The 22,750-nt window shown below is 67.6% G+C and carries 18 protein-coding genes; 7 read left to right on the forward strand and 11 right to left on the reverse strand.

Annotation, left to right across the window (positions count from 1 at the left end):
• Positions 1-20: 20 nt before the first annotated feature.
• Positions 21-929, forward strand: a complete 909-nt coding sequence (locus AC1EJR_RS13920; RefSeq protein ID WP_441591788.1) for a LysR family transcriptional regulator — start codon at positions 21-23, stop codon at positions 927-929.
• Positions 930-938: 9 nt separating this feature from the next.
• Here the strand turns inward: AC1EJR_RS13920 and AC1EJR_RS13925 are convergent, their stop codons facing one another.
• Positions 939-1,712, reverse strand: coding sequence for a class I SAM-dependent methyltransferase (locus AC1EJR_RS13925; protein WP_477147217.1), 774 nt, complete (start codon positions 1,710-1,712; stop codon positions 939-941).
• A 124-nt stretch (positions 1,713-1,836) separates the two neighbouring features.
• Between AC1EJR_RS13925 and AC1EJR_RS13930 the strand changes: the two genes are divergently transcribed.
• Entirely contained in the window at positions 1,837-2,631 is a 795-nt protein-coding gene (locus AC1EJR_RS13930; RefSeq protein ID WP_441591790.1) for a helix-turn-helix transcriptional regulator, read from the forward strand.
• Between the two features lie 9 nt (positions 2,632-2,640).
• On the opposite strand, the gene AC1EJR_RS13935 is transcribed toward AC1EJR_RS13930, so the two are convergent.
• The 7 genes from AC1EJR_RS13935 to AC1EJR_RS13965 all read right to left on the reverse strand — a co-directional run bounded on the left by AC1EJR_RS13935 (position 2,641) and on the right by AC1EJR_RS13965 (position 7,915).
• Positions 2,641-3,399: a 3-hydroxyacyl-CoA dehydrogenase gene (locus AC1EJR_RS13935; RefSeq protein WP_477113366.1), complete on the reverse strand. Its 759-nt coding sequence runs from the start codon at positions 3,397-3,399 to the stop codon at positions 2,641-2,643.
• Between the two features lie 151 nt (positions 3,400-3,550).
• Positions 3,551-4,216 (reverse strand): adenylate kinase, encoded by a 666-nt coding sequence (gene adk / locus AC1EJR_RS13940; protein WP_092298067.1) that lies wholly within the window; start codon positions 4,214-4,216, stop codon positions 3,551-3,553.
• Between the two features lie 310 nt (positions 4,217-4,526).
• On the reverse strand, positions 4,527-5,336 hold the full coding sequence (gene kdsB, locus AC1EJR_RS13945; protein ID WP_477147218.1) for a 3-deoxy-manno-octulosonate cytidylyltransferase: 810 nt from the start codon (positions 5,334-5,336) through the stop codon (positions 4,527-4,529).
• An 11-nt stretch (positions 5,337-5,347) separates the two neighbouring features.
• Positions 5,348-5,560, reverse strand: coding sequence for a Trm112 family protein (locus AC1EJR_RS13950; protein ID WP_092298073.1), 213 nt, complete (start codon positions 5,558-5,560; stop codon positions 5,348-5,350).
• Positions 5,541-6,665 (reverse strand): tetraacyldisaccharide 4'-kinase, encoded by a 1,125-nt coding sequence (gene lpxK / locus AC1EJR_RS13955; RefSeq protein WP_477147219.1) that lies wholly within the window; start codon positions 6,663-6,665, stop codon positions 5,541-5,543. Before lpxK ends, AC1EJR_RS13950 begins: the two co-directional genes overlap by 20 nt.
• A 181-nt stretch (positions 6,666-6,846) precedes the next feature.
• A complete protein-coding gene (locus AC1EJR_RS13960) occupies positions 6,847-7,278 on the reverse strand; it encodes an ExbD/TolR family protein (RefSeq protein WP_092298076.1) in 432 nt (143 codons plus the stop codon).
• Between the two features lie 16 nt (positions 7,279-7,294).
• The gene (locus AC1EJR_RS13965) at positions 7,295-7,915 is read right to left on the reverse strand and encodes a MotA/TolQ/ExbB proton channel family protein (RefSeq protein WP_092298078.1); all 621 of its coding nucleotides are present in this window, start codon (positions 7,913-7,915) and stop codon (positions 7,295-7,297) included.
• 1,108 nt (positions 7,916-9,023) lie between these two features.
• On the opposite strand from AC1EJR_RS13965, the gene xseA reads away from it, so the two are divergent.
• From xseA to AC1EJR_RS13980, 3 genes are all read left to right on the forward strand, one after another.
• Entirely contained in the window at positions 9,024-10,418 is a 1,395-nt protein-coding gene (gene xseA / locus AC1EJR_RS13970) for an exodeoxyribonuclease VII large subunit (RefSeq protein WP_092298080.1), read from the forward strand.
• Between the two features lie 181 nt (positions 10,419-10,599).
• Positions 10,600-11,178: a superoxide dismutase gene (locus tag AC1EJR_RS13975; protein ID WP_092298083.1), complete on the forward strand. Its 579-nt coding sequence runs from the start codon at positions 10,600-10,602 to the stop codon at positions 11,176-11,178.
• 176 nt (positions 11,179-11,354) lie between these two features.
• Positions 11,355-12,029, forward strand: a complete 675-nt coding sequence (locus AC1EJR_RS13980) for a response regulator transcription factor (protein ID WP_092298086.1) — start codon at positions 11,355-11,357, stop codon at positions 12,027-12,029.
• Between the two features lie 29 nt (positions 12,030-12,058).
• Here AC1EJR_RS13980 and AC1EJR_RS13985 read toward each other — a convergent pair whose 3' ends face one another.
• Positions 12,059-12,415 carry a response regulator transcription factor gene (locus tag AC1EJR_RS13985; RefSeq protein ID WP_369823513.1) on the reverse strand — a complete coding sequence of 119 codons (357 nt, stop codon included), beginning with the start codon at positions 12,413-12,415 and terminating at the stop codon, positions 12,059-12,061.
• Positions 12,416-12,740: 325 nt separating this feature from the next.
• Between AC1EJR_RS13985 and AC1EJR_RS13990 the strand changes: the two genes are divergently transcribed.
• Complete coding sequence (locus AC1EJR_RS13990; protein ID WP_092298092.1) at positions 12,741-13,763, forward strand: LysR family transcriptional regulator; 1,023 nt, start codon at positions 12,741-12,743, stop codon at positions 13,761-13,763.
• Positions 13,764-13,916: 153 nt separating this feature from the next.
• On the forward strand, positions 13,917-19,445 hold the full coding sequence (locus tag AC1EJR_RS13995; protein WP_477147220.1) for a trifunctional serine/threonine-protein kinase/ATP-binding protein/sensor histidine kinase: 5,529 nt from the start codon (positions 13,917-13,919) through the stop codon (positions 19,443-19,445).
• Between the two features lie 78 nt (positions 19,446-19,523).
• On the opposite strand, the gene AC1EJR_RS14000 is transcribed toward AC1EJR_RS13995, so the two are convergent.
• Together AC1EJR_RS14000 and AC1EJR_RS14005 are read right to left on the reverse strand one after the other, a co-directional pair.
• The gene (locus tag AC1EJR_RS14000; protein ID WP_218158048.1) at positions 19,524-21,488 is read right to left on the reverse strand and encodes a di-heme oxidoreductase family protein; all 1,965 of its coding nucleotides are present in this window, start codon (positions 21,486-21,488) and stop codon (positions 19,524-19,526) included.
• A gap of 505 nt (positions 21,489-21,993) precedes the next feature.
• The gene (locus AC1EJR_RS14005) at positions 21,994-22,665 is read right to left on the reverse strand and encodes a DsbA family oxidoreductase (RefSeq protein WP_454756836.1); all 672 of its coding nucleotides are present in this window, start codon (positions 22,663-22,665) and stop codon (positions 21,994-21,996) included.
• Positions 22,666-22,750: the final 85 nt, after the last annotated feature.

The following is a 22,750-nucleotide window of genomic DNA, read 5'->3' on the forward strand; positions in this document are numbered from 1 at the left end:
TTGATTCATCTGATCGTTGCATGAATTACACATTGCGGCAGTTGCGGGTCTTTCTGGCGGTGGCGGCGCACGGCAGTTTCAGCCGGGCGGCGGATGCCGTCGGCCTCACGCAGCCGGCGGTGAGCCGGGGCGTGGCAGAGCTTGAGGAAGCACTTGGCGTGCGGCTGCTGGATCGCACCACGCGCGAGGTGGTGTTGACCGATGCCGGCACGGCGCTGGTGCCAGCGCTGGAGCGGCTGCTCGGCCAGCTGGACGACACCCTCGAGGAAACCCGCCAACTGGGCGAGCGCTACCGAGGCCGCGTGGTGATCGCCAGCGCACCCACCATCTCCGCCCGCCTGATGCCGATGTATGTGGCGGAATGCGCACGCCAGTACCCGGAAATCCGCCTGTTCGTGCGTGACAACGTGCAGGCCGATGGCCTTGAACAGATCCGTGCCGGCGCGGTGGACTTCGGCGTGCTGATCGATCCGATGGCGCGGGAAGGGCTGACCATCGCCCCGCTGGCGACCGATCCCTTCTGCTTCGTGTGCCGCCGGGATCACCCATTGGCGGACGCCAAATCGGTCTCATGGACCGCCTTGCACGGTCAACGGCTGGTGCTGCTCGATTTCGCGTCCGGCAGCCGGCCGCTGATCGACCGGATCTTCGCGCGCCATGGCGTGGCGCCGCATGTGGTGCAGGAGCTGGGCCATTCGGCCAGCGTGTTCGGAATGGTGGAGGCGGGGATTGGGGCGTCGGTGCTGCCGTCGTTCTCACTGCCGCTGCCGGAGGCGTCGCCGCTGGTGTCGCGCCCGCTCACGCCGCGCGAGGAGCGCAGCATCGTCATGGTCCGGCGCGAGGATCGCTCGCTCTCGCCGGCGGCGGCAGCGGTCTGGCAGATGGTCCAGACGCTGCCGATTCCGGCCGAAGCGGTCCTGACTAATTAGTTAACAGCCTTATCCGATGCGCGGCGTGGCGGTCACCATGGTCGCCTCCAGCGAGAAGCTGCCGTCTGGCTGCACCCGGTAGCGCTCGCGCACCTCGGCGGGCGCCTGCTGCCAGAGATGGCGGATGGCGGCCACCGCCACCTCGGGCGTGCGCATGCGCGCCACCCAGGTATCGAAATCGAGTTCGATCCGCCAGGTCGGTGACACCGTCACATCGAATCCCGCCGCTTCGCACAGCGCCGCCCATTGCGTCGGCGAAAAGTCGCGGATGTGTGACGGATCGCGCAGCAACTCCACCGACTGGAGCCACGTATCGCAGAGCGKATCGTCGGCGCCGGCAATATCGATCATCACCAGCTTGCCCTGCGGCTTTACCACGCGGCGGATTTMGCGCAGCGCGGCGGGCACGTCGCGCCAGTGATGGGCGCTCATGCGCGAGACCACGGCGCAGAAGCTGGCATCGGCGAACKGCAGCGTCTCGGCCGCGCCCTGCTGTGTGGTGATGTTCGTCAGTCCTCGCTCACGCGCGGCGCCCGCCACCACGTCGAGCATGGACGGCGAGAGGTCGTACGCGACTACCGCATTGGCCTGCGTCGCCGCAGCGAAGCTGGCATGGCCGGCGCCGCAGCCCAGGTCGAGCACGCGGCTATGGCCCACCGGCTTCAGGTGGGCGAGGGCGGCTTTGAGTTGATCGAGATCCGCGCCCTGGGCGTGGACCGCGCTGGTGAGATAAGCCTGCGCGGTGGCGCCAAACTGCGCCGCGACGAGTTCCTGCTGTTGCATGGGGTGCCTCATTGTTCTATTTGGACGGGGGAAGACTTGCCTTGGGCCCAAGGGTTCACGTACTGTAGACGGCACGTTTTCCCGGTACAAGTGACCGATTTATCCTGGTATAAGAAGCACCACCATGTCCGAGCCATCTGCCCCTTCATCGCGCGAAGCCGAACTTGGCGCCTTCCTGCGCGCCCACCGGGAGCGCCTCACGCCTGCCGATGTGGGCCTGCCGCCCGGCCGGCGGCGCCGCACCCCTGGATTGCGTCGTGAGGAAGTCGCGCAACTGGCCGGGCTCAGCGCGACCTGGGTGACGTGGCTGGAGCAGGGCCGGCCGGTGTCGATGTCCGCGCGTGCGCTGACCAGCCTGGCCCAGGCGCTGCGGCTCTCGCGCGCCGAGCACGGTTACCTGTTCGCGCTGGCGGGCCGTCCCGCCCCGCGCGATGACGCCGAGCCGGCCGTGCCGCCCGCGCTGCTGGCCAGCGTGCATGCGATCGCCGGCCCCGCCTATCTGCTTGATCGGCAATGGAATGCGCTGGCGTGGAATGCGGCGGCGGCCGACCTGTTCGTCGGCTGGCTCGATCCCGGCAGTACGGAGCGCAACCTGATGCGTGCGATGTTCCTGTCGCCGGCCTTGCAGGCACTGGTCGAGGACTGGCCGCATCGGGCGGCGCGGCTGGTGGCGGAGTTCCGCGTGCACAGCCTGCGCCATGCCGAAGACCCGCCGACGCGGGCGCTGGTGGAGGGATTGCGGGCGGAGAGCGCGGCGTTTCGCGCGGCCTGGGCCTCGCAGGATGTGGAGGAGCGCCAGGGCGGCCGGCGCGGGTTTCATCACCCGACGCGCGGCCTGCTTGCCTTCGAACAGATCACGATGGTGCCGCCGGCCGCGCCGGGCCTGATGCTCGGCATGCTGCTGCCGACGGCCGGGTAGCGTCGGTACTTACTTCGGCTGCATCCGGATTGCGCCATCGAGGCGGATCACCTCGCCGTTCATCATCGTATTGACGACGATGGCCTGCACCAGCTTCGCATACTCGGCCGGACGGCCCAGACGCGGAGGGAACGGCACCATCCGGCCGAGCGCATCCTGCACTTCCTGCGGCATGCCCATCAGCATCGGGGTCTCGAACAGGCCGGGGGCGATGGTCATGCAGCGCACGCCGTCGCGCGCCAGGTCGCGGGCGATGGCCAGCGTCATGCCGACCACGCCGCCCTTGGACGCCGCGTAGGCCGCCTGGCCAATCTGCCCGTCGTACGCCGCCACCGAGGCGGTATTGATGACCACGCCGCGCTCGCCATCGGCGTCGGGCGTGTTGCCCACCATGGCGGCAGCGGCCAGCCGGATCATATTGAACGTGCCGATCAGGTTCACGCGCACGGTCTTCTCGAACGAAGCGAGCGGGTGGGGGCCATCCTTGCCGACGGTCTTGGCCGCCACGGCGATCCCCGCGCAGTTGACCAGCCCGGCCAGCCGGCCCAGCTTCAGCGCGGCGTCGACAGCCGCCTGGCCATCCACCTCGGACGCCACATCGCACTTCACGAACTGGCCGCCCAATTCCTCGGCCAGCGCGGTCCCGGCCGCCTCGTTCAGGTCGGCGATGACGACCTTGCCGCCGGCTTGCGCCAGCATCCGCGCGGTGCCCGCGCCCAGTCCCGATGCGCCGCCGGTAACGATGAATACGTTGTTCTGGATGTCCATCCGCCTGTCTCCTTGGTTTCCTGTGGTCAGATTGCCGTTTACGTTAACGTAAATCGACCGTCATGGGAAAGCCTGCGGATAAAAAACGAACGCGCGGACGAAAAAAAGGCGACCCGGAGGTCGCCTTTCTCGGTACAGCGGCGCGGTGCGCTTACTTCAGCGCTTCGAACACGGAGGCCGTGATCTTGTCCACATCGCCCACGCCCGCGATCTTGCGGTACTTGGGCGGCGACACCTTGGCCGACGCGTCACCGTTGGCGGCCCAGTTCGAGTAGTAGTCGACCAGCGGACGGGTCTGCTGCGAGTACACGTCCAGGCGCTTGCGCACGGTTTCTTCCTTGTCGTCGTCGCGCTGGATCAGCGCTTCGCCGGTCACGTCGTCCAGCATGTCCTGCTTGGGCGGGTTGAACTTGACATGATAGGTGCGGCCCGAAGCCACGTGCACGCGGCGGCCGCTCATGCGCTCGATGATGGCGTCGAACGGCACGTCGATCTCCAGCACGTAGTCGATGGCCACGCCGGCTTCCTTCATCGCCTCGGCCTGCGGAATGGTGCGCGGGAAGCCATCGAACAGATAGCCCTTTTCGCAGTCGCAGTCCTTAAGACGGTCCTTGACCAGGCCGATAATGATGTCATCGGACACCAGCCCGCCCGCGTCCATCACCTTCTTGGCTTCGATACCCAGCGGCGTACCGGCCTTCACCGCGGCGCGCAGCATGTCGCCCGTGGAGATTTGCGGAATGCCGAACTTTTCGCAGATGAACTTGGCTTGCGTGCCTTTGCCGGCGCCAGGTGCGCCCAACAGGATCAAACGCATTTACGGGTCCTCAGAACAATTTGAATTCGGTCTTGCGGGGGTATCGAAGGAGGGTAACGCCGCAACTTGACGCAGGACTTACGCCGGCAAGTCGTGCCGACGTCACGTCATGGTTGGCGCCCGGGCGCACTCGGCTGCCGAAGGCAGCGGGGCTCACGGTCTGGCTCGCTTTCTCTATCTCCCCACCGAGCCTTGTGCGGACGCGTAGCACGCGCCCACGGGCTCTGTATCGGCAAGCATTATGCCACGGGCAGTACGGTTCGGATTCCGTTCAGGTTGCAGCAGTATGAACTTCCGTGCAGGAATGCTGTCACGGACCTTCCTGCGCCACGCTGCTGGCCCACAGGGCGCGCACGCGTTCGAGGTCGGCCTGGGTGTCCACACCGGGGGCAGGTGCTGCCCCCGTCACCAGCACGCCGATCCGCTCACCATGCCACATGGCGCGTAGCTGCTCCAGGGCCTCGGTCTGCTCGATCGGGGCGACGGCCAGCGTCGGAAACCGGCGCAGGAAGCCCGCGCGGTAGGCATAGAGGCCGATATGGCGCAGCACCGGCATGGCCGGCAGCGGCACGGTGGCGCTGGCCGCCGGCTGCGTGGGCACGGCGGTCCAGGCGTCGCGCGCCCACGGAATCGGCGCGCGCGAGAAATACAGCGCCCGGCCGAGGTTGTCGCACACCACCTTCACCACGTTCGGATTGAACACCTCCGCCACGTCATCGAGCGGATGCGCCGCCGTGGCGATCGCGCAATCGGGATGGGCGGCCAGATACAGCGCCACCTCGTCGATCAGGTTCGGGTCGATCAGCGGTTCGTCGCCCTGCACATTGACCACGATGTMGTCGTCGGCCAGKCCCAGCAGGGTGGCCACTTCGGCGAGGCGGTCGGTGCCGGACGGATGGTCGGCACGTGTGATCACCGCCTCCACACCGTGCGCGGCACAGGCTTCGGCCACGGCGGCGGCATCGGTGGCCACCACGGTACGGCGCGCGGACGAGGCGTGGGCGCGTTCGGCCACGCGCACGATCATCGGGTGCCCGCCAATATCGGCAAGCGGCTTGTTCGGCAGGCGCGTCGAGGCGAGCCGGGCCGGAATCACGACGGTGAAGGCGGGAATACGCATCGCGGGAAAACTCAGTTGCCGGCGGCCGGGGCGGACGGCTCCACGGGCACCACGCGGCCCGGCACGGTCTGGCGCGCTTCATCGGCCAGCATGACCGGAATGCCATCGCGGATGGGGTAGGCCAGCTTGTCCGCGTGGCAGATCAGTTCCTGCGCGGCGCGGTCGTATTCGAGCTTGGCCTTGCAGAGCGGGCAGACGAGGATTTCAAGCAGCCGGTTGTCCATCGTGGGATTCCTTGTCGAGCCCGRTCGTCGCCCCGTTTGCTGCKGGGGCGGCTTGCCCCACGGTGACGGGCGTGGCGATGGCCGGGTTGCGCGCCTGCACGGCGCKGCGGATTTTGTCGATCAGGCCCGCGTCGATCACGGGCGTGGTGGGGACAACCCAGATGCGCGGGTCGTCGAAGCGGTCGCATTTTACGGCATCCTTTTCGGTGATCAGGATGACGTCGGCATCGAGCGCCGCCGGGTGGTCCGCGAACGGGTCCTCGGCAAAGTCGTAGTGGTCCGGCAGCGGCAGCGTGGCGGGCTGGAGGCCGGCGCCGCGCAGGCTGGCGAAGAACCGTTCCGGATTGCCGATGCCTGCCGCGGCCAGCACGCGCCGCCCCGCGAAGGTGGAGAGCGGGCGCACCATGGTCGGGTCGTTCAGTTGCCACGCGTCGTCGAGTTCCAGGCGCATGCCGTAGACATCGGGTTTGTCGGGCGTGGCGCGGAAGTGCGGGTCGTTGATCAGCGTGGCGTCGCGCGGACGGGTCAGCGGTTCGCGCAGCGGGCCGGCCGGCAGCAGCATGCCGTTGCCGCCCATGCGGGTGTCGAACATCACGATCTCGAAGTCGCGCTGGAGCTTGTAGTGCTGCAGGCCATCGTCGAGCAGCAGCACGTTCACGCCGGGGTGGGACACCAGCATGGTCTGCGCGCACAGCGCGCGGTCCGGATAGACCCAGACCGGCACGTCGGTGGCGCGCGCGATCAGCAGCGGTTCGTCGCCCACCTGGCTGGCCTGCGAGGTGGGTTTCACGCGGCGCGGATGCTTCAGCGACACGCCATAGCCGCGCGAGACCACGCCGGGCCGCAGCCCCGCTTCGGTCAGCGCGCGCGCCAGCGCGATCACGGCCGGTGTCTTGCCGGTGCCGCCCACGGTGACATTGCCGACCACGATCACCGGCATCGGCAGTCGGGTGGATTTGAACCAGCCGTTGAGATAGCCGTGCCGGCGCACCCGGGCGATCAGGCCGAACAGCAGCGAGGCCGGCCACATCAGCCGCGCGAACCAGCCGCGGCGCTGCCACTGGGCGGTGACGAAGTCGGCTACGGCGTGTCGGGGAGCGGGCATGCGGGCGGCGGAGGCGACGATAGGGCGGACGGAAATCGGCGATGGCGCACCGGCTGGCGCGCCATCGATCGGCATGCAGACATTATGGGCATTGCGCGGCGCACGCCGCAAGCCCGGTGCGGATGGTACACCAGCGGCCCGGCGCCCTTTGGGCGTGGGCCGCCGGGTATGCCGGGGCAGGTCAGCGTTGCTGCGTGCTCTGCGTGGCGAAGGTCAGGCGCGACAGGCCGGCCACACGTGCGGCCTCCATCACATTGATGACGGCCTGATGGCTCGCCTGGGCATCGGCATTGACGATGACCACGGGCGGCGGGCCATTGCCGAGGGGGCCGGCTGCGTTGCGTAGCTGATCGGCGAGGCTCGTCACGTCCTTCTGTTCGAGCACCTGCTTGTTGACCGAGTAGACGCCACGGGCCGAGACCGACACGACGATCTCGCTCGGCCGCTGCTGGGCGCGCTCGGCGTCAGCGGTCGGCAGCTGGATCTGCAGCTCGGTGTAGCGCGAATAGGTGGTCGTGATCATCAGGAAGATCAGGATCACGAGCAGGACGTCGATGAGCGGGATCAGGTTGATCTCGGGCTCCTCGCGCCGCTGGCGGGAACGGAAATGCATGGCGCGTCCCCGCGGCTCAGGCCCGCCGCTGGGGCAGGATCGCGTCGAGGAACGTGGTGGCGCGGAATTCGAGTTCGGCCACGTAGTCGTCCACGCGGCGGCGGAAGTAGCGCCAGAAGATCAGCGCCGGAATGGCCACGATCAGGCCGAAAGCCGTGTTGTACAGCGCCACCGAGATGCCGTGCGCCAGTTGTTCTGGGTTGGCGCCGGTGCCGCCCTGGCTGCCGAAGATCTCGATCATGCCGATCACGGTACCGAGCAGGCCCATCAGCGGGGCCACCGAGGCAATCGTGCCGAGCGCGTTCAGGTAGCGCTCCAGCTCATGCGCCACGACGCGGCCGGCTTCCTCGACGACATCCTTGGCGGCGTCACGCGAGGTATGCGGCTGCAGCACCACATGGCGCAGGCCGGCGGCCAGCACGCGGCCCAGCGGGGAATTCTTCTCGAGATTGTTCACCACCTCGGGCGTGGCCTTGCGCTGCTGGGCGGCCGACAGGGCCTCCTCGTACAGACGGGCCGGCAGCACCTTGCTGCGCTTGAGGGTGAGGAAACGTTCGACGATCAGCGCGAGGGCAATGATCGAGGCGAGCAGCAGTGGCCAGATCGGCCAGCCGGCCGCTTGAATGATGGAAAACACGTGGACCCCCGAAATCTACAGAACCAACAGACCCGAAACGGACAGCGAGGTACCGGTGCGGTACCGCCAATGCGCGGCAGCCTTTGTTGCGCACCGATGGACCCGGCGCGCCGCGGCAATGCTCGAAAAATGCAGGCGCCACTCTAACCCGCCCCTCGACGCGCGGCAAGACACTCGCGCGCGTGCTGTCTCAGGCGCGCATCGGCCCGGCCCGGGCGGCTCGTGTGGCTGTCTGCGCGGCTGTCTGCGTGGCTGTCTGTGCGGCTTTCCACATTGGCGCGGGACAGTGCTGTGGACGGGTTGTGGAAAGCTGCCTGAAAAGCGGGCTAAGCCCTTGATTGGAAAGGGTGTAGATGGCGTTGCCCAAAAAACAGGCAAACGCGGCGGGTGCGCGATGCGGCCCGGCGGCGCAGGTGCGGGGGTCCGACMGCCACCGCTGTCCACAGCGGCGCGGGACAGGACTGTGGACCCGCTGTGGACAGCGTTCTGAGAAGCCGCCTAAGCCGTTGATCCATAACGGGGAACCGTGCCCTGCCTAAAAAACGGGCAAATGAGCCAAAGGGAGCGAAAGGGGGCAGGAAGGTGGCCGAAGGGGCCCCTCGCGACGCCTGACCGGAAAAAGTCGACCGCTTTCCACATGAAAGCAGGACAGTACTGTGGACCGCTTGTGGATAAGCGCCGGACAAGCGGGTTAAGTCATTGATCGATATGGACTTCCGTTTGATTGCTGAAAAATCAGGCACTTTTGGTGCACTGCGGTGCCCGGTGAGCGGGGATCGACATCGCAACTCGCCAGCCGTTGCTGTAGCGCAAGCGCCGCGCATCGGCGGAAGTTCTCCACAGGCAAAACGCTTGACAAATCGATTATCCAGAACTTCTGTGGATAACTTTGTGAACAAGATGCGGCCGCTGGCCGTAAGTGGTTGACGCGTAAGGTTTTCTCTTACATTGCCTGTTTTTTGGTCCGACCCGATTCCTCATAAGAATCAAAGGGTTGTACGGATGGATGCGGCAATCCGAGCGATCGGCGCGGCCCGGGGTGTACCACTTGACACAGCGGGTATGCTGTGGACATGTCCATTCCACGCCGCCTGTGCGGCCGTGCGCCATGCCCGACTTTGAGAATGTTCCGCGCAACCTGCCGCCCGCGATGCCCGCCGTGTCCGCGCGGACCCGGGAGGTCATTCCCGTCAGTGAGCTGAACCATGCGATTGCCGGCGTGCTCGAGCGCAGCTTCCCGCTGGCCTGGGTGCGCGGAGAAATCTCGAACTTCACGCGCGCGGCGAGCGGTCACTGGTATTTCTCGCTCAAGGACGCCCGCGCGCAGATCCGCTGCGTGATGTTCCGGGGGCGCAACCAGCACGTGGATTTCGCCCCGCGCGAAGGCGAGGCGGTGGAAGTGCGCGCGCTGGTGTCGATGTACGAGGCGCGCGGCGAGCTGCAACTGGGTGTGGAGGCCATGCGCCGCGCCGGCATGGGCAATCTTTACGAGGCTTTCCTGCGCCTCAAGGAAAAACTTGCCCAGGCCGGTCTGTTCGCTCCCGAACGCAAACGACCAATTCCGAGCCACGCCCGCACGATTGGCGTGGTGACGTCGCTACAGGCGGCAGCGATGCGCGACGTGCTGACTACGCTCCAGCGGCGTGCGCCACATGTGCCGGTCATCGTCTATCCAGTGCCAGTGCAGGGCGCCGGCGCGGCCGAGAAGATCGCCGCCATGCTCGATATCGCCAGTGCGCGGCGCGAATGCGACGTGCTGATCCTGTGCCGGGGCGGCGGCAGCATCGAGGATCTCTGGTCGTTCAACGAGGAAGTGGTGGCGCACGCGATTGCGCGCAGCGCCGTGCCGGTGGTGTCCGGCGTGGGCCACGAGACCGATTTCACGATTGCCGATTTCGTCGCCGATGTGCGCGCCCCCACGCCCACGGGCGCGGCGGAACTGGTCAGCGCGGACCGCGCGCATCTGCTGCAGGCGGTTCGCCGCGCGCGCGATGCGCTGGCGCAAAGCCTGGACCGGCAGATGGAACGCCGCGCGCAGCACCTGGAATGGCTGGCGCGGCGGCTGCGCAGCCCGCAGGCGCAACTGCAGGAGCGGCGCGCGCGGGTCGACAATCTGGCCCGGCACTTGCGTGCAGCCCTGCGCGATACGGTGTCCGCGCAGCGCCACCGGCAGGACGTATTGGCGATGCGCTGGCGCGCGTGCCGCCCCGACGTGGCGGCCGCACAGGCCGATTTGGGCCGGCTGGCCGCGCGCCTGGACGCCGCCGCCGTGCGCCGCCACGAGCGCGAAAGCCAGCGGCTGGGCCGCGTGGCCGGCGCGCTGGAATTGCTGGCGCCGCAGCGCACGCTGGAACGCGGCTATGCGGTACTGCTGGATCAGCGTGGCAAGGCGCTGCGCTCGCCGGCCGAATTGCGCGCGGGCAGCGTGGTGGAGGCGCATCTGGCCGATGGCGTGGCGGACCTGGAAATCGCCGGGGTGCAGGCCAAGCTGGCGGCGTTCTGAAGTCGTTCTGAAGTCGTTCTGAAGTCGTTCTGGAGCCGTGATGGGACTGATTCTCAATCGACCCGACATTGTCTTCCGCGCAAACTAACATGAGTCCAGGGGGCATTCCGCCCGCGTTTGCGCGGGTCTGGCAAGTCACCTACAATCGGCAACTCCCCACCCCAAACCAAGAGACAGAACAATGGAACACAAGCTCCCCCCGCTCCCCTACGCGCATGATGCCCTGGCTCCGCACGTCTCCAAGGAGACCCTGGAGTTCCATCATGACAAGCACCACCAGACCTACGTCACGAACCTGAACAACCTGATCAAGGGTACCGAGTTCGAGAACGACACGCTGGAAGCCATCGTCAAGAAGTCGTCGGGCGGCATCTTCAACAACGCCGCCCAGGTGTGGAACCACACGTTCTACTGGGATTCGATGAAGCCCAACGGCGGCGGCCAGCCGACCGGCGCGCTGGCAGATGCCATCAACGCCAAGTGGGGCTCGTTCGACAAGTTCAAGGAAGAGTTCACCAAGACCGCCGTGGGCACGTTCGGCTCCGGCTGGGCCTGGCTGGTGAAGAAGACCGACGGTTCGCTGGACCTGGTCTCCACCTCCAACGCCGCCACGCCGCTGACCACCGACGCCAAGCCGCTGCTGACCTGCGACGTGTGGGAACACGCCTACTACATCGACTACCGCAATGCCCGTCCGAAGTACGTGGAGGCATTCTGGAACGTGGTGAACTGGGACTTCGCGTCGCAGAACTTCGCCTGAATCCAGGTTCCGCAAGCGTGACAAATTCGTCACGAAGGCGGTAGGGAAAGGCCCCGGAACGGGGCMTTTTTMGTGTCCGCGCCCGGCGGTGGTGCGGCAGCGCCTGCACATAGTAAATCACCTACAATAGCCACAATAGCGAAGGTGATCGACGCAGTAACCCCCCAGGAGGCGAGATGAGTTCGTGGTCGCAAACGACGTTGGCCAAAAGCCCGCAGGACAGCAAGGAGCGAGTGGTCTACGTGGTCGATGACGACGAGGCGGTCCGGCTCGCCCTGAGCGGCCTGCTGCGCTCCACCGGCCTGCGCGTGGAGACTTTCGAGTCGTCGCAGGAATTCCTGGCGTTTCCCAAGCATGATGCGCCGAGCTGCCTGATTCTCGATGTCCGCCTGCGCGGCGAGAGCGGCCTCGCGTTCCAGGAGCAGATTGCCAAGAGTGGCGTGCGCATGCCGATCGTGTTCATGACCGGTTATGGCGATATTGCGATGACGGTGAAGGCGATGAAGGCCGGCGCGGTCGATTTCTTCGCCAAGCCGTTCCGCGACCAGGACATGCTGGACGCAGTGGCCAACGCCCTGGCCCGTGACGGCGAGCGGCTGGCCGCCGAGCAGTCGGTGGCGGGTCTGCGCACGGCCTACGAATCGCTGACCCCGCGCGAGCGCGAGGTGCTGGTGTTCGTGGTGGCCGGCCTGATGAACAAGCAGATCGCCTATGAGATGGATCTCACGGAAGTCACCGTGAAGATCCACCGTGGCCGKGTCATGAAGAAGATGGCCGCGCGCTCGGTGGCCGATCTGGTCCGCAAGGCCGAGTCACTGGGCGTCCAGCCGCAGCCGCGCAAGCCGGCCTGAGCGGACGCCACCTTCCGGCATTCGTCGATCTACGATGGCAGGTCCAGCGCCACGCTGAGCCAGTGGGCGATGGCGTCGGGGTCCACCGGCTTGTCGAGCACGGCCAGCGCGCCGTTCTCGGCCGCGCGGGCCTTGAGGTCTGCGGTGGGGAACGCAGTGATGAAGATCGTCGGCGGCGTATAGCCGAGCGACAGGATGCGTTCATGCATCGCCACACCGGACATGCCGGGCATCATCACGTCGGAGATCAGGCAGGCGGTGACGGCGAGCAGGCCCGATTGCAGGAACTCCTCCGCCGAGGCAAACAGGCGTGTCTGCCTGCCGAACGAGCGCACCAGGCTCTCCGTCGCGAGGCGAACGGCCTCTTCATCGTCGACAATCGACACTATCTKATCAGAAGGCAAAAGACCGACCTCGACCCTTGGGGATGGATATGGCACGCGACAGGCGTGCACCTATCGCGTGAATGTGTAGACGTTTCCAGCGTAGCGCGCATGCCTGCGGCGGAGCATTATACAAACGTATTACGCGTCGCCTGGCGGCCCTCAGGTAATACCCCAGTATGACTTCGCGCATCCTAGGTAGGACCTCCCGCTACCCCTGTGCAGAATAGTTTTACGGCCCCCCGGCACGTAACCTTCTGTCATGGCCGGTGCGAAGTGCGCAGTGCACTCCGCAGACTGCCGGCACGCTTGATAGGGGGGCCATCAAATGCATCAGACGGTGTCATCTCAGTGTGGTTTTCGTGTGGGCACGCCCAATCGCGCCGACGCGCTGTCCAGCTGCTTCTCCACCAGCTACGCCGGCATCATCGCGTTCATGGCGGTGGCCACGGAGGGCAGCTTCGTGCGCGCCGGGGAGCGACTGGGCATCGGCCGTTCGGCGGTTTCCCGGAGTGTGCAGAAACTGGAAGAGCAGCTAAGTACCCGCCTGTTCCTCCGCACCACGCGTACCACGAACCTGACCCGCGAGGGCGAGCGCTTCTTCGAGAACTGCAACCTCGGCGTGACCCAGATCGTCGGCGCCATGAACGACATGCTGGACCTGCGCAACGGCCCGCCGCAGGGCATGCTGCGCGTCTGCTCCACCGTGGGCTTCGGCCGCAATGTGGTGGCGCCGCTGCTGCTCAAGTTCTCCGAGGCCTACCCGGACATCTCGGTGGAACTGCTGCTCGATGACMGGCCCGCCAATTTCGCCGCCGATCAGGTCGACGTGGCGTTCCGCGACGGCTATATCGACGACTCCAGCATCATCGCCAAACAGCTCATTCCGATGCAGATGGTGGTCTGCGCCGCGCCGGCCTATGTCCAGAAGCGGGGCCTGCCGGCCACGCTGGACGAACTGGGCGAGCACGACTGCATCAACCAGCGCTTCACCAGCGGGCGGGTGGCCGAGTGGGAATTCAAGGTGGACGGCCAGCTGCGCAAGGTGCTGCCGACTGCCCGGCTGACCTTCAACGACGCCGACCTCGTGCTCCAGGCCGTGCGCGATGGCCGGGGCATCGCCCAGATGCCGGCGCACCAGGTGAAGGACTACCTCGCGCGCGGGGAACTGGTCATGGCCCTGCGCCAGCATGTGCCGAGCGACCGCGGCCACTACATCAGCTACCTGTGCCGCCAGCACCTGCCCACGCGCATCCGGGCGTTCGTCGATTTCATGACCGACCAGATCCGCGCGCTCGACCTGCTTCAGGTGGCCGAAAGCGAAGCCGTGCCGGAGCGGATGGCGGCCTGAAGAAAAAGCGCCGGATGAGGCATATTAGGCGACTGCCGGCCCTGCTCCCCAACATATGCCCACTGACCTTGCTGTGCCCGATCACGCACGTTTCATGGCGGCGCGTTCGCCTTGGTATATGCTGACGCAGATCAATATCGGGTCTCGGCACCAATGGGTAACAGATTGCACGTCCTGTGGGACGACGGCGAACGCGTGTTCTGCCGAGACCGGCTTCCGGGCGAGGGCGACGGCCATGCCGTGCTGCTGGCACGCCCGGCCGCGGAACACCCTTTGCCCGCCACGCTCGACCGCCTCGTGCACGAGTTCGGCCTCCGGGACGAACTGGACGACGCCTGGGCCCTGCGCCCGCTGGAGTTGTCGCGCGACGGCGGACGAACCGTGCTGATGCTCGACGATCCGGGCKGCGAGCCGCTCTCGACGATGCTGGGCACGCCGATGGAAGCCGGCACCTTCCTGCGCCACGCCACCAGCATCGCGCTGGCGCTCTGCAAGCTGCACCAGCGCGGCCTGGTCCACAAGGATCTCAAGCCCTCCCATATCCTCGTGAACTGCGCCGACGGCCAGGCCCGGCTGACCGGCTTCGGCCTCGCCTCGCGCCTGCCGCGCGAGCGCCAGGCCCCGGAGCCGCCCGAGACCATCGCTGGCACGCTGGCCTATATGGCGCCCGAGCAGACCGGGCGGATGAACCGGTCGATCGACTCGCGCTGCGACCTCTACGCCTTCGGCATCACCCTCTACGAAATGCTGACCGGCGCGCTGCCGTTCGCGGCGACGGATGCCATGGAGTGGGTGCACTGCCATATCGCCCGGATGCCGCAGTCGCCCCGGCTGCGCGTGGACACCGTGCCGGCCGCGCTGTCCCGCATCGTCATGAAGCTGCTCGCCAAGACGGCCGAGGAGCGCTACCAGACCGCCGCCGGGGTCGAGCACGACCTGCGGCGCTGCCTGGAAGACTGGGAGCGCCAGCGCCGCATCGAGGATTTTCCGCTCGACGAACACGGCACGCGCGACCGCCTGATGATCCCCGAGAAGCTGTACGGGCGCGAGCATGAGGTCGATACCATGCTCTCGGCCTTCTCGCGCATCATCCGGACGAGCACGCCGGAACTGGTACTGGTGTCCGGTTACTCGGGCATCGGCAAGTCCTCGGTGGTCAACGAGTTGCACCGGGTGCTGGTGCCGCCGCGCGGGCTGTTCGCCGCCGGCAAGTTCGACCAGTACAAGCGCGATATCCCGTACTCGACGCTGGTGCAGGCGTTCCAGAGCCTGGTCCGCACGCTGCTCGGCAAGCCCGATGCCGAACTGGCGCGCTGGCGCGGCGCACTGCTGGAGGCGCTGGAGTCCAACGCGCGGCTGGTGACGGACCTGATTCCCGAGCTGAAGCTGATCATCGGCGAGCCGGAACCGGTGCCGGACATGGAGCCGCAGCAGGCCCAGCAACGCTTCCTGCTAGTGTTTCGGCGCTTTATCGGCGTGTTTGCCCAGCCGGAGCATCCGCTGGCGCTGTTTCTCGATGACCTCCAGTGGCTGGACGCCGCCACGCTCGACCTGATCGAGGACGTGCTGGTCCGCTCCGACCTGCGCCACCTGATGCTGGTGGGCGCCTACCGGGACAACGAGGTCGATGCCACCCATCCGCTGACCGGCAAGCTGCTGGCCATCCGCAATGCCGGGGTCAAGGTCGAGGACATCAAGCTGGCGCCGCTGAGCCGCGCCCACATCGAGCAGCTGTTTGCCGATTCGCTCCATTGCGAGCGGGCGCGCATCGCCCCGCTGGCAGAGCTGGTGGAGGACAAGACCGCCGGCAACCCGTTCTTCGTGATCCAGTTCCTGCAGGCACTGGTCGAGGAGAACCTGCTGACCTTCGACCACGACGCGCGGCAGTGGACCTGGGACCCCGACCGCATCCACGCCAAGGGCTACACCGACAACGTGGTGGACCTGATGGTCGGCAAGCTGGCCCGCCTGCCGGCCGAGACCCAGCAGGCGTTGCAGCAGCTGGCCTGCCTCGGTAACGTGGCCGAGATGACGACCTTGACCACCGTGCTGGGCGTGCCGGAGGCGCAGGTCCACGCGGCGCTGTGGGAGGCTTTCCGCCAGGAACTGGTCGAACGCGCCGACGGCGCCTATGCCTTCGCGCATGACCGCGTGCACGAGGCCGCCTACCTGCTGACGCCGGAAGCGTCGCGCCCCGCCGCCCACCTGCGCGTGGGCCGGATGCTGGCGGCGCAGACGCCGCCGGAGATGCTCGACGAGGCCATCTTCGAAATCGCCGGCCAGCTCAATCGCGGCGCGGCGCTGATCACTGAGCCGGCCGAACGCGAGCGTCTGGCGGAACTGAACCTGATGGCCGGGCAGCGCGCCAAGGCCTCCAYGGCCTATGCCTCGGCGCTGGCTTACCTGAGCACCGGCGCGGAGCTGCTGGGCGACGGGGGCTGGGCGAATCGGCATGCGCTGCGCTTCGCGCTGGAGCAGCACCGGGTGGAATGCGAGTTCCTGACTGGCCAGCTGGATATCGCGGACGCGCGCCTGGGCGCGCTGACGGCGCGCGCCACCACCACAGTCGAGAAGGCCCTGATCGCCTGCCTCCAGATGGACATCTGCCTCGTGCTCGACCAGAGCGACCGCGCGGTGGCGGTGTGCCTGGAGTACCTGCGGCAGGTCGGCATCGAATGGACGCCCCACCCGGACGACGACGCGGTCCGACGCGAGTACGACGAGATCTGGACCCACCTCGGGGACCGCGCCATCGAGGACCTGATCGACCTGCCGCTGATGGACGACGCGGCGTCGCTGGGCACCGTGGAGGCGCTGAGCAAGCTGTTCGCGCCGGCCGTGCAGACCGATGCCAACCTGGCCGGCCTGACCATCTGCAAGGCAGTCAGCCTCAGCATCGAGCGGGGTAACTGCGATGCGTCCTGCGTGCTCTACGCCAATGTCGGCCGGGTGGCCGGGCGGCGTTTTGGCGACTATCAGGCCGGCTTCCGCTTCGGCCAGCTGGGCTGCGAACTGGTGGACCGGCGCGGCCTCACGCGCTTCGAGGCCAAGACCTTCCTCTGTTTCTCGATCTTCGTCATGCGCTGGCTGCGGCCGGTGCGCGAGTGCGAGCCGATGCTGCGCCGCGCGTTTGCGGCGGCGAACCGGATCGGCGACCTGCCGTACGGCGCCTTCGCGGGCAACGCCCGCAACTCGGACATGCTGTTCGCGGGCGAGCCGCTGGCCGAGGTGCAGGCGGAGGCCGAGCGCGGGCTGGCCTACGCCGAAAAGGTGCGCTTCGGGCTGGTGACCGACTTTATCGGCACGCAACTGGCGCTGGTGCGGATGCTGCGCGGCCTGACGCCGGTCTTCGGCAGCCTGGACGGCGATCCATTCGACGAGGCGCGCGTCGAACAGCATCTGGCGGCCAGCCCGGACCTTGTGTTGGCCGAGTGCTGGTACTGGACCCGGAAGCTCCAGTCGCGCTACCTGTGCGGCGACTACGTCACCGCCATGGCCGCGGCCGCGCGTGCGCAGGTGCTGCTCTCGACCTCGTCCTCGTTCTTCGAGGAGGCGGAATACCACTTCTACGCCGCGCTGGCCGAGGCCGCCACCTGTGACAGCGCGCCGGCCGACGGCCGCCAGCCGCATCTTGACGCGCTGGCCGCACATCACGGGCAGCTCGCGCACTGGGCCGAGCACTGCCCGGAGAACTTCGCGGACCGCGCGACGCTGGTCGGCGCCGAGATCGCCCGGCTTGAAGGCCGTCTGGTGGACGCCGAGCATGGCTACGAGCGGGCCATCGACGCGGCGCAGGCGAGCGGCTTCGTGCACATCGAGGCGCTCGCCAACGAACTGGCCGCGCGCTTCTACGCGGCGCGCGGGCTGGAGAGGATCGCCCGGATCTACCTGCATGACGCGCGCTATGGCTACCTGCGCTGGGGCGCCGACGGCAAGGTGCGGCAGCTCGAGGCCGAGTATCCGTATCTGCGCACCGAAGATCCCGCGCCGGGCCCGACGACCACTATCGCCACGCCGGTGGAGCATCTCGACCTGGCGACGGTTCTCAAGGTGTCTCAGGCCGCCTCGGGCGACATCGTGCTGGAAAACCTGATCGACATGGTCATGCGCACGGCCATCGAGCAGGCCGGCGCCGAACGCGGCCTGCTGGTGCTGTCCGGCGCGGGTGCGCACCGGGTGGCGGCGGAAGCCACCACTGGCACGGACGCGCCCCAGCTCCAGTTGCGCGACGTCCCGGTCAGCGCGGAAATGCTGCCCGAGTCGCTGCTGTTCCACGTGCTGCGCACGCGGGAGAGCGTGGTGCTGGACGATGCGGCGGCCGATTCGCCGTTCGCCACCGACCCCTATGTGCGCCAGCATCGCGCCCGCTCGATCCTGTGCCTGCCGCTGATGAACCAGGCCCGGCTGACCGGCGCGCTCTATCTGGAGAACAATCTCACCGCGCGCGCGTTCAGTCCGACGCGGATCGCGGTGCTGAAGCTGGTGGCGTCGCAGGCCGCCATCTCGCTGGAGAACGCCCGGCTGTACCGCGACGTGGCCGAGCGGGAGGCCAAGATCCGGCGCCTGGTGGAGGCCAATATCATCGGCATCATCGTCTGGAACGTGGCCGGCGAGGTGCTGGAAGCCAATGACGCCTTCCTGCGCATGGTGGGCTACGCGCGCGAGGATCTGATCTCCGGCCGGGTGCGCTGGCGCGACCTGACCCCGCCGGAGATCCGCGCGGAGAGCGAGCTGGCGCTGGCCGAGAGCGAGCGCTCCGGGCACGCCACGCCGTTCGAGAAGGAATACATCCGCAAGGATGGCACGCGGGTGCCGGTCATCGTCGGCCTGGCCTCGTTCGGCGACGGCCGGCAGGAGGGCGTGGCGTTCGTGCTCGACCTGACCGAGCGCAAGCAGGCCGAGGAGCGCGTGCGCGAGGGCGAGCGGCGCTACCGCGAGGTGCAGACCGAGCTGGCGCACGCCAACCGGGTGGCGACCATGGGGCAGCTGGCGGCGTCGATCGCGCACGAGGTGAACCAGCCGATTGCGGCGACGGTGACCAACGCGCAGGCCGCGCTGCGCTGGCTGGGGGGCCGGCCGCCCAATGTCGACGAGGTGGGGGAGGCGCTGACCCGCATCGTCAAGGACGCCAACCGGGCGGGCGATGTGCTCGGGCGCATCCGCCAGTTGATCAAGAAATCGCCGCCCCGCAAGGAGCCGGTGGACATGAACGCGGCGATCCGCGAGGTGGTGGAGCTGACCCGTGGCGAAGCCGCCAAGGGCCTTGCCACGGTGGAGACGGCGCTGGCGGACGGCTTGCCGCACATCGAGGGAGATCGTGTCGAACTGCAACAAGTGCTGCTCAACCTGATCGTCAATGCGCTGGAGGCGATGGGCGGCGTCAGCGATGGCGGCCGGCACCTGGTGATCCGCACCGCGCCCGCCGAGGACGGCTGCGTGAGCGTGGCCGTGTGCGACTCGGGGCCCGGTTTCGGCGCCGACAGCGCCGACAGCGCCGACAGCGCCGACAGCGTCGAGCGCGTGTTCGCCCCGTTCTACACCACCAAGGAAACCGGGCTGGGGATGGGGTTGTCGATCTGCCGGTCGATCATCGACGGACACGGCGGCCGGCTCTGGGCCAGCCCCAACACCCCGCGCGGGGCGGTGGTCCAGTTCACGGTGCCGGCGCGGCAGACGGATTAGCCAGACTGGCTTGGAGGAAAGCAAAAACCGGGGCACAAGGCCCCGGTTTTCTTTTCAACGCTTGGTACTACATCGACATCACAGCGACTGCAGGAACGCGACCACCGCGTCGCGGTCGGCCTTGGGCAGCGCTTCGAACTGCGTGCGGCTGCTGTCGGCCTCGCCGCCGTGCCAGAGGATGGCTTCCAGCATCGAGCGCGCGCGGCCGTCGTGCAGCAGGCGCACGTTCGCGTCGCCGCCCTGTACGAAGCGCAGCGAGCCAACGCCCCACAGCGGCGCGGTACGCCACAGGTTCGGCGCGGCGTTGGCTTCCCGCAGCGAGTCGGCCAGGTTCGGGCCCATGTCGTGCAGCAGCAGGTCCGAGTACGGGTGGATGGTCTGGTTGCGCAGCTCGGCGAACGGGTGCGTGTTGCCGGTCTTCATCGTCGCCGTGTGGCAGGCCACGCAGCGGACCTGGTTGAACAGCGCGGCGCCGCGTGCGATCAGGGGCGGGTCCACGTCATGCTCGGGCGACACGCGGATGCCGTCCGGGAAGCCGCTGCGCAGGCTGCGCTGGGCCGGCACGCCGATCAGCGACAGGTAGTGCGTGAGCCGTTGCAGTTCGCCCTCGGAGACCGAGGTGGCCGCCGAGGTGGTGCGGCAGTCCGGCGCGCCGCGCTGGCAGCCGCGCGTCGGGAACGTCGGCGAGGTCACGCCCATGTCCTTGATCAGCGCATCGCCCACCTGATGGCGCAGGCTGGCCTTCGACGCCTTCCAGCCAAAGCGGCCGAGGTGCGTCTTGCCGGTTTCCGGATCGACGATCCAGTTCGGGATGCCGCGCACGCCGTCGCCGTTGGCGTCGTTCGGGTCGGCCTGGGCCAGGATGGTGGCCTCGGGCAGCGCCTCGATCAGGCCCATGCCGATCACCTGCGGCGCCTGGCGCGCGGAGAACTGCGCGGGCGTGGGGCCCTTGAAGGCGAACACCGGCTTCACCAGTTCCACGCGCTCGCCGTCAGGCAGCGTGCGCACGGTCTTGTCGAGCGCCTGGAGCGTGACGTCGAACGGCGTCGCCGTCGGGTCCTGGGCGTGCTGCTGCACGTTGTAGCCGTAGGCCGGGTCGGCGCGGCCATCGGCGCCGTTGGTCAGCATCGACATGGTGTCGAGCTTCGCCCCGATGCCGGCGGCCACGCTGCGGCCGTTGTTGGTATGGCACTCGATACAGCGCGGCTGGTTGTAGCGCGGGCCGAGCTGGCCGATGTGGGCCGTGAAGACCGGGTTGTCGGCGTCGTGCTCCGAGTGCTTGCCGTCGAGGAACGAGGTGTGGAACAGCCGGCGGCCTTCCACGAAACGCTGCGTGTTGACGATGCCGATGTTGTTCGCCATCTGCTGGAACACGCGCATCGGCTCTTCAGAGTAGTTGTACGAGATGCTGGCCTGGCCGCCGAGCAGCGTCTCTTCGGGCAGCGGTTCCGAGTCGAGGTTCGGGGCGATGCCGTACCACGGGCGCATGCCCACGCCCACCACGTAGAGCTGCTCGAACGAGTAGTAGCGGCTGCCGCCGCCGTCCACCACCGGGTCGCGCTTGAGGCGCGGCGCCGGCGCCAGTTCGACCTTGTCGCCGATCTTGAGCGGGCTGTGCGGATCGGTCCGCCAGTTCGAGTCGAAGGACATCATGCAGTCCTCCTTCGGCTGGCCCTCGCTACAGATCGGCAGGCCGCCCTGTTTCGGATTGTTGAAGCCGTAGTTCAGCGACCAGCCGTAGTCGCGCACGGTGGTGTCCAGGATATTGCGGAACAGGCTGAACGTGGTGCCGTCGAAGATGCCCTGGTTGACGCGCAGGTACACGTCCACGCGCGAGATGCCGGCCGGCACGTGGTCGTGGATTTCCAGGCCGAAGGTGCGGTTCTGGAAGTAGAAGGTCGGGAAGGTCAGGTAGCGGCCCGGGCCCGCATCGGGGGCGTCCCACGCCTCGCCGCGCTCGCGCGCGTGGCGCTCGGTCGGGCGCGAGCCCATCATCGTGACCAGCGTGCCGTCGGCTTCACGGTACTGGATCTGCTCGTTCATCGGCGTGCCTGCCGGGAACAGCGGCGTGTACCCGAGGGTGTCGCCGGCTGGCGTACTCGCGGGCGGTGCGCTGTCACCGCCGCCGCCGCCACAGGCGGCCAGCAGCAGGGTGGCGGCAACACAGACAGATAGGGCGGCGGATAGGCTCGTTAGGCGCGATAGGCGAGACGTGGCGCGATGCCCGTCGCGCCCCGGCCGAGGGCGTGATGTAAGGACCTGCATGGTTTGACCCCTTCGTTTTTGTTGAACAGCTTCCCGTTACTGCCGGCGGTCACTCTTCGGTGCCGCTCGTATTTGTCGCTGGGTTCATGACAGGTACATGACAAATGTCATGTATCGACATGGCCCGGCGCCCTGGTCGCATGATGCATGCGCAGGGCTGCCCCTACTTAATGGGGGTGAAAGTTAGCAAATGTGAACGGGAAAGTGTGGGCGACGTAGAGGGGTGTCGCGTTGGCGTCACACCGCCAACGCGATAAGCGTGTACCTAAAGAGGACAGGGAGATCAGGCGGAGGCCGCTTCGCCGCGCTCGGCAAGGATTTGCCGGATGGCCTGCTCGAATGCCTCGGGCGCCTGGCCGCCCGTGACGAGGTAGCGGTTGTCGAAAATAATCGACGGCACGGACGTGATACCCATGGCCTGGGACTGCTGCTCCTCGGCGCGGACTTCCTCGGCAAAGTCGTCGCTGTCCAACACGGCGCGTGCCGCGGCGACGTCGAGCCCGGCCGACTGTGCCGCTTCCACCAGCACGGCGTGGCTGCTCGGGTCCTTGCCCTCGCCGTGATAGGCGCGCAGCAGGGCTTCCTTCAGCGCCAGCTGCTTGGCCGGCGCCTGCTGGCCCGCCCATTCGAGCAGGCGATGGGCGTCGAAGGTGTTGTAGACCCACTCGCGCGGGCCGAAGGTGAAGCCCACCTCGGCGCCGCGCGCGCGGATCATCGTCTGGGTCTCGGCGATCTGCGCCGGCGTGCGGCCGTACTTCTTGCTGATGTAGCCGACGATGTCCTCGCCCTCGGGCCCCATCTGCGGGTTCAGTTCGAACGGATGGACGACGATCTCGGCCGCCACGGCGTCGCCCAGGCGGGAGAGTGCGACCTGGAGCGAGGACAGGCCGATCGCGCACCAGGGGCAGGCGATGTCGGAAACGAAGTCGATGCGGAGGGGTTGGGCTTGGGTCATGGCAATCCTGTTCGGCGCGCAAAAAAGCGATGACCGACAGGGTAGCCCGATTCGCCGCCCCTTGCAGGCGGCGGGTGTGACGGCG

It is taken from the genome of Cupriavidus sp. 05T42, from assembly GCF_056396345.1.

Excerpts from the sequence above, each read along its gene's own strand:
- AC1EJR_RS13950 (WP_092298073.1), bottom strand. The coding sequence starts at position 5,560 with ATGGACAACCGGCTGCTTGAAATCCTCGTCTGCCCGCTCTGCAAGGCC.
- AC1EJR_RS13935 (WP_477113366.1), bottom strand. The coding sequence starts at position 3,399 with ATGGACATCCAGAACAACGTATTCATCGTTACCGGCGGCGCATCGGGA.
- AC1EJR_RS14005 (WP_454756836.1), bottom strand. The coding sequence starts at position 22,665 with ATGACCCAAGCCCAACCCCTCCGCATCGACTTCGTTTCCGACATCGCC.
- adk (WP_092298067.1), bottom strand. The coding sequence starts at position 4,216 with ATGCGTTTGATCCTGTTGGGCGCACCTGGCGCCGGCAAAGGCACGCAA.
- AC1EJR_RS14000 (WP_218158048.1), bottom strand. The coding sequence starts at position 21,488 with ATGAACGAGCAGATCCAGTACCGTGAAGCCGACGGCACGCTGGTCACG.
- AC1EJR_RS13975 (WP_092298083.1), top strand. The coding sequence starts at position 10,600 with ATGGAACACAAGCTCCCCCCGCTCCCCTACGCGCATGATGCCCTGGCT.
- AC1EJR_RS13920 (WP_441591788.1), top strand. The coding sequence starts at position 21 with ATGAATTACACATTGCGGCAGTTGCGGGTCTTTCTGGCGGTGGCGGCG.
- AC1EJR_RS13930 (WP_441591790.1), top strand. The coding sequence starts at position 1,837 with ATGTCCGAGCCATCTGCCCCTTCATCGCGCGAAGCCGAACTTGGCGCC.
- AC1EJR_RS13960 (WP_092298076.1), bottom strand. The coding sequence starts at position 7,278 with ATGCATTTCCGTTCCCGCCAGCGGCGCGAGGAGCCCGAGATCAACCTG.
- xseA (WP_092298080.1), top strand. The coding sequence starts at position 9,024 with ATGCCCGACTTTGAGAATGTTCCGCGCAACCTGCCGCCCGCGATGCCC.